Annotated in this window: 9 protein-coding genes; 2 read left to right on the top strand and 7 right to left on the bottom strand. The window is 67.8% G+C overall.

The window, feature by feature from the left end; all coding sequences use genetic code 11:
- Nucleotides 1-325: 325 nt before the first annotated feature.
- The 7 genes from G0D83_RS17590 to G0D83_RS17560 are packed head-to-tail and all read right to left on the bottom strand — an operon-like array spanning nt 326 to nt 7,752.
- Complete coding sequence (locus G0D83_RS17590; RefSeq protein ID WP_164196105.1) at nt 326-1,075, bottom strand: glucosamine-6-phosphate deaminase; 750 nt, start codon at nt 1,073-1,075, stop codon at nt 326-328.
- Nucleotides 1,072-2,142, bottom strand: coding sequence for an ROK family protein (locus G0D83_RS17585; RefSeq protein ID WP_164196103.1), 1,071 nt, complete (start codon nt 2,140-2,142; stop codon nt 1,072-1,074). Before G0D83_RS17585 ends, G0D83_RS17590 begins: the two co-directional genes overlap by 4 nt.
- Nucleotides 2,139-3,179, bottom strand: coding sequence for an ABC transporter ATP-binding protein (locus tag G0D83_RS17580; protein ID WP_164196101.1), 1,041 nt, complete (start codon nt 3,177-3,179; stop codon nt 2,139-2,141). The genes G0D83_RS17585 and G0D83_RS17580 overlap by 4 nt, the downstream gene beginning before the upstream one ends.
- Complete coding sequence (gene argH / locus G0D83_RS17575) at nt 3,179-4,687, bottom strand: argininosuccinate lyase (protein WP_370457259.1); 1,509 nt, start codon at nt 4,685-4,687, stop codon at nt 3,179-3,181. Before argH ends, G0D83_RS17580 begins: the two co-directional genes overlap by 1 nt.
- Nucleotides 4,688-4,692: 5 nt before the next feature.
- A complete protein-coding gene (locus tag G0D83_RS17570) occupies nt 4,693-5,559 on the bottom strand; it encodes a carbohydrate ABC transporter permease (RefSeq protein ID WP_164196097.1) in 867 nt (288 codons plus the stop codon).
- Nucleotides 5,559-6,476, bottom strand: a complete 918-nt coding sequence (locus tag G0D83_RS17565; protein WP_164196095.1) for a carbohydrate ABC transporter permease — start codon at nt 6,474-6,476, stop codon at nt 5,559-5,561. Before G0D83_RS17565 ends, G0D83_RS17570 begins: the two co-directional genes overlap by 1 nt.
- A 28-nt stretch (nt 6,477-6,504) precedes the next feature.
- A complete protein-coding gene (locus tag G0D83_RS17560) occupies nt 6,505-7,752 on the bottom strand; it encodes an extracellular solute-binding protein (protein ID WP_164196093.1) in 1,248 nt (415 codons plus the stop codon).
- Between the two features lie 300 nt (nt 7,753-8,052).
- Between G0D83_RS17560 and G0D83_RS17555 the strand changes: the two genes are divergently transcribed.
- Together G0D83_RS17555 and G0D83_RS17550 are read left to right on the top strand one after the other, a co-directional pair.
- Nucleotides 8,053-9,234 carry an ROK family protein gene (locus G0D83_RS17555; protein ID WP_203595000.1) on the top strand — a complete coding sequence of 394 codons (1,182 nt, stop codon included), beginning with the start codon at nt 8,053-8,055 and terminating at the stop codon, nt 9,232-9,234.
- Nucleotides 9,235-9,246: 12 nt separating this feature from the next.
- On the top strand, nt 9,247-11,601 hold the full coding sequence (locus G0D83_RS17550) for a PIG-L family deacetylase (RefSeq protein ID WP_164196089.1): 2,355 nt from the start codon (nt 9,247-9,249) through the stop codon (nt 11,599-11,601).
- The last annotated feature ends 338 nt before the right edge of the window (nt 11,602-11,939 follow it).

Genomic DNA, 11,939 nt, shown 5'->3' with positions numbered 1-11,939 from the left:
TTCTTGAGAAACTTGGAAAACAGTCAACTCCCAAAGAGGTCTTACCACTTTGACCTTTTCGACGGATCATCAGTCGCGGGGTGAATGACGTTCCGTAGTGGGATCCGCTCTCCGCACCCCTGAAGCCGTGCTCGCGGCACGAGCTGGCACCACTCGCTCCGGCTGCGAAACGAAGGGCTGATCCATGGGGCTATCGGTAAGAGACGGAAGAGTGCAGGCAGGACATGGCAAAATGCGCGGTGCGCTCGCCTTCGAGCGCCGATCTGCGGGCGGTGCCATTCGCCGTAAGCCCCCGCAGTCGCCTTGAACCGTCGCGATACCGCCCCTAGAGCCGAAGCCCTTGTGCCGCACCCACGTCGCAGACGAGCTCGACGCGGGGGTGCAACTGCAGGGCCGAGGCGGGGCACCCGCGCGAGGGCGGGCGATGAAAGGCCGCGTGCAGCGCCTCGCTTTTTGCCTCGCCGGTCGCGACCAGCACGATCCTCTGGGCCTCGAGAATGGTGCCGATGCCCATCGTGATCGCCTCGCGCGGGACTTCGGTACCTTCGGGAAAGTCCTTGGCATTGGCCCTGCGGGTGCTCTCGTCGAGGGTGACAATCCGGGTCCGGCTGTCGAACTCAGATCCCGGCTCGTTGAACCCGATATGCCCGTTTCGTCCTATCCCGAGCAGTTGCAGGCCGATGCCTCCGGCCGCGTCTATCGTCGCCTCGTACGCGCGCGCCTCCAAGGCAGGATCGCCAAGCCCCGAGGGCAGGTGACCATGCCCGGCCAGCATGTCTACCTGCTCGAAGAAGTGCCGCTGCATGTAGCACGCAAAGGCCCCGGGATGCGCCGGCCCAAGGCCGAAGTACTCATCGAGGTTGAAGCTCTCGACCGCCGCGAAGCTGGTTCCGGCGCGGTGCGCCGCCGCCAGACGGGCGTAAACGGCGAGCGGCGTACGGCCGGTCGCAAGACCGAGAACGGGGCGCGCCCGTGTCTCGACAAAGCGCAGGATCCGCTGGGCGACCTCGGCGGCCACCGCCTCGGGGCTTTCCAGTACGACCAGCGCCGGGCGGTAAAGGGCGCGCTGGGTCATGGCCGCTCCAGCGCATCGGCCAGCGCAAGCCGTGCCGCGCGCACCGCGCCGATCGCACCGGCGCGATTGCCGAGCAGGCTGATCCGCAGCTCCGGCACCGGCGCGCCGAGACGGGCCAGCGCCTCGCCCACCCGGGCCACGATTTCCGGACGCGAGCCGATGCCACCGCCGAAAACGACAAGCGCCGGATCGAGCACCGCGCCTACCGACAGGACCGCCAGGGCGAGCCTTTCGGCGAGAACGTTGAGCGTGGCGTCAAGCACCGGGTCCGCGACGCCAGCACGGCTCAGATCCCGCAGGCTGCCCTCGCGGGCACCGCCCCTCGCCCTGTAGTCCTCGACGAGGACCTGCCCCGCCACCACGCTTTCGAGCGTGCCAAGGCTGCGGGCGCGCGGGCTGTAAGGATCCCCACCGATGGGCAGACAGGCAATCTCGCCGGCGGCGCCGCCGACGCCGCGCAGCAGCCGGTCGCCGAAGGCGAGACCCATGCCGATGCCGGTTCCGAGCGCAATGAAGGCAAGCCCAGCTTCCGCAGCGCGAGAGCCCTGCGCCCCGTGGCCAAGCCAGCTCTCGCCGAGGGCGGCCAGGTTGACGTCGTTCTCAACCGCGACCGGCAGCCCCAGTCGGTCGGACAGGAGCGCCGGCATCGCCCGTCCCTCGAGACCGCGCAGGTTGGGTGCGCGCGCGAGCACGCCCGTCACCGGATCGATCGCACCCGGCAAGCCGACACCCGCCGCGCCGACCGTCCTGCCGCAAGAGAGCGTGGCAAGATGGTCCGAGATCAACTCCAGAACAGCATCGCCGCCCGCTTGCGGGGTCGCATCGCGCGCCTCTGCGAGGACCGTGCCCTCGAGATCGGTGAGCACCGACTGTACCTTGGTGCCGCCAACATCCGCTCCGAACAGGCAGCACGCCCGCGGATCGAGCGCGCCGTGCGGCGTCACCCAGCCGGTGCCGGCAAGCGCGCCCTTGGACACGTCCGCGCCGCGCAGCAGACCGGCGAGGTCGCGGCGACCGGCAGCCGGGAGGTCGCGCGCGGAGGTCAGGAAAAGATCGAAGCCCGTCACGCCCGGCCCACCGCCTTCTCGGTCGCTGGATCGAACAGATGGACCGTGCCCGCCGCCGCCTCGGCCTGGATCCGCTGTCCGGGTGCGGCGCCGGAATGGCCCGGCGCGCTCGCGATAAAGTCGTGGCCCTGCGCGGTGAAATGCACCAGCGTCTCGTGCCCGAGCGGTTCGGTGACCGTCACGGTGCCCTCAAGGACAATCGCGGATGAGCTGCTGGGCACGCCGACCTTGAGATCCTGCGGCCGGACGCCCGCCATCACCGCCGGTTCCCCTTCCGCCAGCGTCACCACGCCGCCCGACTGCTGCGCCGGGAAAATGTTCATCGAGGGGGTGCCGATGAAGCGCGCGGTGAAGATGTCGACCGGGTTGTCGTAGATCTCCATAGGGGGTGCGGCCTGCAGAATATGGCCGTCACGCATCACCACGATGCGGTCGGCCATGGTCATCGCCTCGACCTGATCGTGGGTCACATAGGTGATGGTCGTGCCGAGCCGCTGGTGCAGCGCCTTGATCTCGATGCGCATCTGCGCGCGGAGCTGTGCGTCGAGGTTCGAAAGCGGCTCGTCGAAAAGAAAGGCCGCGGGGTCGCGCACCATGGCGCGCCCGATGGCTACGCGCTGGCGCTGCCCGCCCGACAGCGCCGATGGCCGCCGCTCGAGCAGCGGCGTCAACCCGAGCGTCGCCGCCGCCTCCTCGACGCGCTGCGCCTTTGCCGCCTTGGACAGCTTCGAGGTGTAGAGGCCAAAGGCGATATTCTGGCGCACGCTCATGTGCGGATAGATCGCGTAGTTCTGGAACACCATGGCGATGTCGCGCTGCTTGGGGTCCACCTCGTTGACCCGGCGGCCGCCGATGGAAATGTCGCCGTCCGAGACCTCCTCGAGCCCGGCGATCATCCGCAGGGTGGTGGACTTGCCACAGCCCGATGGGCCGACAAAGACCACGAACTCGCCGTCGGGGATGTCGAGGTCGATGCCGTGGATCACCCGGGTGCGCCCGTAGGCCTTGGTGAGCTTGCTCAGCTGGATGGTGGCCATCAGCGCGCCTCCGTCAGTTCGTTGAATGCCGCCTCGAGCGCGGCGGCGGCGCGGGTTTCCTTCGCGGCCTGTGCCTCGGCCCGTGCGGTGAACCCGGCCAGCGCCTCGCGGTAACTGGCGAGGGCCTCGGCCATGGCCGCGGGCGCGGGCCCGCCGAACCGGTCGCGCACCGACACGAAGTACTCGGGCGAGACGATCTCACGAAAGCTCGCCTCGTCGAGGGTGGAGGCACGCCCGGCATGGGCGGCGAAGGCCGCGGCGAAGGGCGCGAAGCCGCCCGCCGCGAGGCTGGTCTCTGCCGCCACAACCGCCCGCGCCGTATCGGCGGCGATCTCGTGCGCGAGCCGGAACGAGAGCCCCTCGCGCCGGACCAGCGTGTCGGCGAGCTCAGTGATGGTGATGCAGGCGCGGTCGATGTTGGCCGCGACCCGGGCCTCGTTGACCCGCAGGCTCGGCACCAGCGCCGCCAGCAGGCGCAGCACCCGGCTGCCGGTGTCGAAGGCGCCGTAGCCGGCGGACTGGCTCTCGCCCTCGCTGTCGTTCATGTCGGTGAAGGGCGTGTTGTGCATGATGTCCTTCATCATCCGCGCCTTGCCCACCGCCTGCGACGCGAGGTGGCGCATGTGCTCGATGGGGACCGGGTTGCGCTTCTGCGGCATGATCGACGAGATCTGCACGAAGGCATTGGGCACGTGGATCTGCGCGACCTCGAAGCTCGACCAGACCTGAAGGTCCTGCACCAGCCGCCCGAGGTGCAGGAAGATCAGCTCGACCGCGGAATAGGTCGCCGTGGTGTAGTCCACCGCCGCGATGCAGGAGTAGGAGTTGCGCTGCGGAGCAGCGAAGCCGAGCAGTTCGGCCACCAGCGCGCGGTCGAGCGGGAAGCCCGAGGTGGTGATCGCCGCCGCCCCCATGGAGCACAGATCGCAACTCTCGCGCGCCGCCTCGAGCCGGGCCATGTCGCGGATCAGAACCTCGATGGCCGCGCCGAGGTAGTGGCCAAAGGTGGTGGGTTGCGCCGGCTGGCCGTGGGTGTAGGCGACGATCAGTGTCTCGGCCTCGCGCGCGGCGGTCTCGGTCAGGGAGGCCAGCAGCGCCCTCGCCTCGGCCAGCAGCGCATCGATCCGCGCCTTCAGGGCCATCTTGAACAGCGTGTGGTCGATGTCGTTGCGCGAGCGCGCCGTGTGCAGCCGCCCGCCGGTGTCGGGGCCGACGCGTGTCTTCAGCTCGGCCTCGCGCAGGAAGAAATAGTCCTCGACCTCGCCGGTATAGACGAGCTCGGCCGGGTCGATCTCGGCATCGATGGCGACGAGCGCCCGGGCGATCTCGGCGGCGACGGCGCGCGGCAGGATGCCGGTGCGCACGAGCATGACCAGATGCGCCCGGTCGATGCGGCGGAAGCCCTCGGCGTGATCGTCCTTGGCATGGGCGAAGAGCGGAGCGAGCACCGTGTCCTTGTAGACCGGGTCGGGGAACACCGAGGTGTCGGCGTGGCTAGGATCGGTCATGCCGGTCATCCTTTCAGGCCCGCCAGCATGACGCCGCGGACGATGTAGCGTTGCAGCAGCAGGAAGACGATCAGCGTCGGGATCGTGGCCAGCGCCGCGCCGGTCATGATCATCTCCCACTGGATCGACTGCTCCACCGCGAAGGAGGTGAGCCCCACCGGAAGCGTGTAAAGCTCGCTCGAGGTGATCGAGATCAGCGGCCAGAAGAAGGCGGTCCAGTTGCCGAGGAAGGTGAAGATCGCGAGCGCCGAGAGCGCGGGGGTGACCAGCGGCATCGCGATGCGCCACCAGATGGTAAACTCGTTGAGCCCGTCGATCCGCGCCGCCTCGATGAAATCGTCGGGCACGGTCTCGAAGAACTGCTTCATCAGAAAGGTGCCGAAGGCGGTCATCATGCCGGGGAACATGATGCCCCAGTAAGTGTCGAGCCAGCCGAGGTTCGAGGCCATGAGGTACCACGGGATCACCAGCATCTCGGTCGGGATCATCAGCGTCGAGAGGATGGCGATGAACACGAACTGACGGCCGCGGAAGCGGAACTTGGCGAGCGTGTAGCCGACGAGGCTGTCGAAGAAGCAGTTCGACAGGGTGACGCAGATCGCGACGAGGCTGGAGTTCAGGAGCCAGCGGAAGAATTTCCCCTCCGAGAGCACCTCGACGTAGTTGGCGAAGCTCGGCTCCTGGGGGATCAGGCGCAGGTCATAGATCTGCCCGGCGCTCTTCAGAGAGGTCGAGAACATGAACAGGATCGGCGTGATCATCAGCATCCCGCCGATGAACAGCACCGTCCAGAGCAGGATGCGCGCGGGCCGGATCTTCGACATGGGCAGCCCGGCACGGGCCTCGGCGGCGGAAGTTTCCACGACGGCCATCAGCGGCTCCTCAGGATCCAGAGTTGCAGCAGCGAGATCAGCAGCAGGATGGTGAAGAGCACCACGGTCTGCGCCGCGGCCGCGCCCATCTGGTAGGAATTGAAGGCGGTCTGGTAGATCATCAGCACCAGCGGCTTGGTCGTGCCCAGCGGCCCGCCCGGATCGTTGGTGGTCATGTTGTAGACCTGGTCGAAGATGCGCAGGAAGCCGATCGACGAAAAGACCACCAGAAAGACCGTCGTCGGCTTCAGCAGCGGCAGGGTGATCTTGCGCAGGATCGCCCAGTCTCCGACGCCGTCGATACGCGCCGCCTCGTAGTAGGTCTGCGGGATCGAGCGCAGCCCGGCCATGAAGATGATGACTTGGAAGCCAAGCCCGGCCCAGATCGCCGTCACCATGATCGAGGGCAGCGCCCAGGTGGTCGAGCGCAGGAAGTCCATCTGCCCCATGCCGAGCGCGCCCAGCACCGAGTTGATCACGCCGGTCGGCGCGGGCTGGTAGAACCAGCGCCAGACCCAGGCCATGGCCGAAGCGGTGGTGATGTAGGGCAGGAAGTAGAGCGCCCGCAGGAAGGCATGGCCAAAGCGTATCCGGTCGAGGAAATAGGCCACGGTGAACGACAGCACGAGGCTGATCGGCGTGCCGATGACCAAATAGGCGAAGGTGTTGCGAAAGACCTGCCAGAAGTCCGGGGAGGCGAACATCTCGCGGTAGTTCTTGAGCCCGATGAACTTTGGCGGCGACATCAGGTTCCAGTCGGTAAACGACAGCCGGAAGGCGTCGAGCGTCGGGTAGAAGCGGATGACCGCATAAAAGAGGACGGGAAGGGCCAGGAAGGCCCATACCCAGAGTGCGCGGCGTGTCCGCATGCTGAGGCGCGGCGCACTGGCCGCCCGTGTGGTGTCGTCGAACGCCATGTCCGTTCCGCCCTCCGCTGCCCCTGCCTCAGTGGAAGCGATCGAGGATCGCCTGTTCTTCGGTTGCGGCCTCGGCCACCGACTCCTCGACCGACTGCCCCTGCAGGAACACACGGTTGGCCATGTCCATGGTCACCTGTCGCTGCGCCTGCTCGTCGAAGAAGGTCGTGGTGTGGGCGTATTCGAGACCCGCGAGGAACGGACCGTATATCGGATCGGCGAGGTTCTCCTCGGTGAGCGCGGCTTCGGGGCGCGCGGGAAGTTCGCCCACCACCTCGAGCCAGAGCTGCATCGCTTCGGGCGACGTCAGGTAGGTCAGGAACTTCGTCGCGGCTTCCAGCTCCTCTCCCTCGGCCCCGGCACCGATGCCGTTGGCAAAATAGGAGGCGTAGTTCGAGCGCAGCCCCTCGGCGTTCGCCGGAAGCTCGGCAACGCCCCATTCGAAATCTTCGATCGAGGAGAATGAGCCGAGGCGGAAGGTTCCGTCGATGGTCATCCCGGCGCGCCCGGCCCGGAACGCGGCTTGACCCTCGTCCATGAAGCCCGTGGCGCCGACCTTATGCTCGGTCGCCAGGTCGGTGTACCACTTGGTCGCGGCGATGCCCGCCTCGCTGTCGTAGGTGACCTTGGTGTAATCGTCGTTATAGGGCTCACCACCGAACTGGCGCACGAGCACTTCGCGCCACCACTGGTGGTCCTGTCCGCCCATCTCGACCGTCATCCCGACGGTGGTGAAGTTGCCCCCCGCATCCGTTTCCGTCAACTTCACGGCGGTATCGACCAGCTCGTCGAGCGTCGCGGGCGGCTTCTCGATCCCGGCCTTCTCGAACAGCGCCTTGTTGTAGAAAAGCGCCAGCGAGCGCACCGCGGTGGGCAAGCCGTAGTAGTCGTCGCCGCGCTTCATGGCGCCGACGATCGGGAAGAACTCGGATTCGATCATCTCTTCGGGAAAGGCATCCTTTGGCAGGGGCTGCAGCACGCCGCCGTTCACGAAGTTGTCCGTCCAGCCATAGAAGAGTTGCAGCACGTCGGGCCCCTTGCGCGCCATGTTCGCGGCGATCACGCGGGTCTGGTAGTCCGCGTAGGGGAAGGTCACCTGCTTCACCGTGATGCCCGGGTTCTGCGCCTCGAATTTCTCGATGAGCTGATCCATCGCCGTCACGCGGGTCTCGTAGATATACTGCCAGTATTCGATCTCGACGTCCGCCGCCGCCGCATGGGCGCCGAAGACCGCGGCACCGGCGAGAAGGCCGGCCTTCATCAGTGCTGGTTTCATGTTTACCTCCGTTGGAGACGGCGCGTCGCCGCCCTTTGTCCGCGCTTGTCCAGTTCGACCGGAGCCGCCTGCCGCGCCGTGAGCCGTGACGCTGAGCCGCCCGACCACCCGCAGGCTGTCGCATCGCGCCCCGACCTGTCAAATAAAATAAGTTACTTGAGTTATCTTTTGAGCCATGCCAGCGTTTCTCCGACGCCGGAGGTCTGCAGAATTCCGCTCTCTGGCAACAAGAAGGACAAAACAGTGCCGCCTCCAAGCAAGACGGGAGTCCCGCGGGCTCGCACCCCTGTCAGTGTCGCCATGGGAAAGAACCCCGGCCGCAACCGCAGCCACAACCGCAGGGTCGTGCTGGAGTTGCTCCGCCGCAACGGCCCGATGGGCCGCAAGGCCATGGCAGATCTGGCGCAGATCTCGACCCAGGCGGTCGGCAATATCATCGAGGATCTGATGGCCGAAGGGTTGTTGCTCGACCTCGGCCGGCTGCGCAGCGGACGCGGACTGCCGCCGATCCAGTACGCCCTGAACCCCGACGGCGCCATCACCCTCGGCTTCGAGATCGCGGTCGGCGAATTGACCGTCACCGTTCTCGACATCGGCGGCAACCTGCGCCACGAGGCGCATATCCCGCTGCCCGACATGGCCTCCGGCCCGGTGCTTTCGCTGGTGGCCGACAGCGTCGCTGGGCTGCGTGCCGACTTTCCCGGGAAGCTCATGGGGATCGGCGTCGTGATGCCCGGCCCCTTCGGGATCGAAGGCCTGTCCGGTGTCGGGCCAACGACGCTACACGGCTGGACCGAGGTCGCGGTGGCACAGGATCTGGCGCAGCGCTGCGGCGTTCCGGTCTACGTCGACAACGATGCCAATGCCGCCGCCGTTGGCGAGCTGCTGTTTGGCAAGGGGCAGAACGTCTCGCATTTCTGCCAGGTCTATTTCGGCGCGGGCATCGGCCTCGGCGCAATCATCGACGACCAGCCGCTGCGCGGGGCATTTGGCAACGCAGGAGAAATCGGCCACATCGTCGTCGCCCCCGGAGGGCGACCCTGCCAATGCGGACAGTCGGGCTGCCTCGAGCGCTACGCCTCGCTGCATCGGCTGCGCGAGATGCTGGAAGCCGCAGGAGAGCCCGCCACGCTGGACGACCTGCGGCGACATCACCGCGACGGGCACCCGGTGCTGGACGAGTGGCTTGCCACAGCGGCTCAGCACCTGTCGGCAATGATTGGCATCGTCGAGAACATCTTTGATCCGCAGACCGTCATCATCGGGGGCAAGCTGCCGGGCGCTGTGCTCGATGCCCTGGTCGAGCGCCTGACAATCCCCTCGACCGTCGCGAACCGCGCCGACCGCACACTGCCGCGGGTCCAGCGCGGGCAGACCGGGCAGGCTTCGGCCGCGCTCGGCGCCGCCGCCCTGCCCTTTTTCAACGCGATCACGCCCCGCCTCGACCGGGCGGAGGACGGTCTCGTGCCCACGACTGACTGACAGGAGACACAGATGACGATCCAGGACCGCCTCGCCCGGCGCGAGGCACAGCCCGCGCTGATGCGACTCGATACCGCCCTCTCGCGGCTTTCCGGATGCCTGACCGTCATGAACACCGGCGCCCATCCCGACGACGAGCACAGCGGGCTCATGGCATGGCTGCGGCACGGGCTCGGGCACCGCGTGGTGATCGCCTGCTCGACGCGCGGCGAGGGCGGCCAGAACGCGCTGGGACCGGAACGCGGCGCGCTGCTCGGCGTGCTGCGCAGCCGCGAGATGGAGGAGGCCGCGCGAGTGCTTGACTGCGACGTGGCGTGGCTCGGCTTCGGCCCTTCTGATCCGGTACATGATTTCGGTTTCTCCAAGGATGGCGACGACACTTTCGCCCGTTGGGGCGAGGCGCTGATCACCGAGCGGCTGGCATTGGCCTATCGCCGCTATAGGCCCGACGTGATCCTGCCGACCTTCCTCGACGTCCCGGGGCAGCACGGCCATCACCGGGCGATGACGCGCGCGGCGCTTGCCGCCGTCGCGCTGGCCGCGGACCCCGGCGCGCTGAGAGGCAGCCCTCTCGCTCCGTGGCGGGTTTCGCATGCCTATCTTCCTGCCTGGGGCGGCGGCGGGGGCACCTACGACGACACCCTTCCGCCCCCCGCGGCGACGCTCCGCGTCGAGGCCACGCCCTGCGATCCCGCGCGCGGCGTTCCTTATCAAGAGATCGGGCAGTGGTCGCGCCGCCGACATGCCTCGCAGGGGATGGGCGGCTGGTCCGACACGCCGCAGCGGGTCTGGGAGCTGCACCTGACCAATGGGCCTGCCGAGCGCAGGCTGGCCGAAGGCATCCCCGCCACGCTGCCCGAGCTTGCCGCGCTCGCAGGCCCCGCCGCGGCGGCGCTGCGGGACGCAGCCGCCGCGATCACCAGCGCTCAGGCGGCCTTTCCGCGTCGCGACGCGATCATTGCCGCGCTCGCCACAGCTGATGCGGCGCTCGAGTCCGCCGCTGCAAGCGCCGCTCCCAATTTCGCCGCCGCCCATAGCCACCGCCTTGCGCGCAAGCGCCGCGAGATTGCCCACGCCCTTTTCGAGGCCGCCGCCCTCACGCCGGTCTGCGCCCTCGCGCCGACCCGTCTGGCTCCGGGTGACTGCGCTTCACTGACCCTCCATCAGCCCGCGCCGACGCTTGCCGAAGAGGTCTCCGCCCGGCCCCGCATTCCCGGCTGCGCCGACGAAGCGCAGCCACTTCAGCCCGGCCTCACGACGATCCCCGTCGCCCTGCCCCGCGACATGGCGCTGCCCAGTCAGTTCTCCGATGGTTTCGATCCGCTCGGCGGCAATGGTCCGCACGTCAAGATCGCAGCGCGGATCGGTGGGCGCGAGGTTTCGCTTGCTCGTGATTTCGAGCAACCGCCAGTGATCCTCCCGGCGCAGATCCTTGCTGCGCGCCCGGCCGCCTTTCTCCGGCGTCTTGGCAGGCCCGAGCCGCTCACCGCGACGCTCTCCTCCGAGGCGCCGGTGACCCTTGACACGGTCGAGGGCTGGGCTGTCGATCAGACAGGCCGTCACCTCACCCTCACGCCGCTGAGCGAAACGCCGGGGCTCGCGACTTTCACCCCGCGCATCGACGGCGCGCCCGCTTTCACCGAGAGCCGGGGCAGCTATCCGCATGTCGGCGACTTCGCGTTGTACGAAGCGGCCCAGCTTCGCGTGCTGAGCCTTGACCTCGCGCTGCCCGAGGCAGCGACAATCGCTTACATCGGCAGCGGAGATAACGTCGGCCACTGGCTGCAGGAGCTCGGAGCCGATGTGCGCATCATGGACGAGATCCCGCCCGACGAAGACTTCACTGGCTTCACGACGGTGCTGGTCGGTGTCGTCGCCTTTGGCAACCGCGCCGACCTGCGCGCCGCGATCCCGCGGCTCCACCGGTTCGTCGAGCGCGGCGGACACCTGGTCACGCTCTACCAGCGCCCGGACCAAGGCTGGCACTCAGAAACCACCCCGCCGCGGCCGATGCGGATCGGCACCCCCTCGCTGCGCTGGCGCGTCACCGATGCCGGCGCCCCTGTGACCGTGCTTGAGCCGCGGCACCCGCTCCTGACCACACCGAACCTTATCACGGAACGCGACTGGACCGGCTGGGACAAGGAGCGGGGCCTCTATTTCGCCGCCGACTGGGCGCCCTGCTATGCACCTCTGCTCTCGATGCACGATGCGGGCGAGGCGCCGCTGCTCGGCAGTCTCGTTTCAGGCCGGATCGGCAAAGGAAGGCACACCCACACCGGGCTTGTCCTGCATCACCAGCTCGACAAGCTGGTACCCGGCGCCTTCCGCCTGCTCGCCAACCTCGTCCAGCCCGCCAGAGCCTGACGCGCTCCAGCCGGGCGGCCCTTCCGCGGGTGTCGTCTGGCTCCTAACCGATATGACCCTGTTCACCGCGGTGCCAGCGGCGCCGAGGTGGCCGGCAATCGAGCTCAGGCACTACGCGGCGATACTCGGGATCGGCGTGATGGCGCTCGGTGATATGCCCGAGACCCCGCGTCATCTCGTACCATAGCCAGCTGTCGACACGACGTTTTGCCGGTCGCGTCAAGTGGAGAGGTGCGATGCTGCGCGTCCGGCAAGGATGCAATTCTCGAAAGCGGTCACTCACCTGGGATCAGCGCCGTCTCAAATCGTCACTCCGGGTCCGGACGGGAGCGGCGCGC

The sequence above is a fragment of the Salipiger sp. PrR003 genome, from assembly GCF_010500785.1.
Classification (GTDB): domain Bacteria; phylum Pseudomonadota; class Alphaproteobacteria; order Rhodobacterales; family Rhodobacteraceae; genus Salipiger; species Salipiger pacificus_A.
This window is presented reverse-complemented; position numbering and strand designations above follow the sequence as displayed.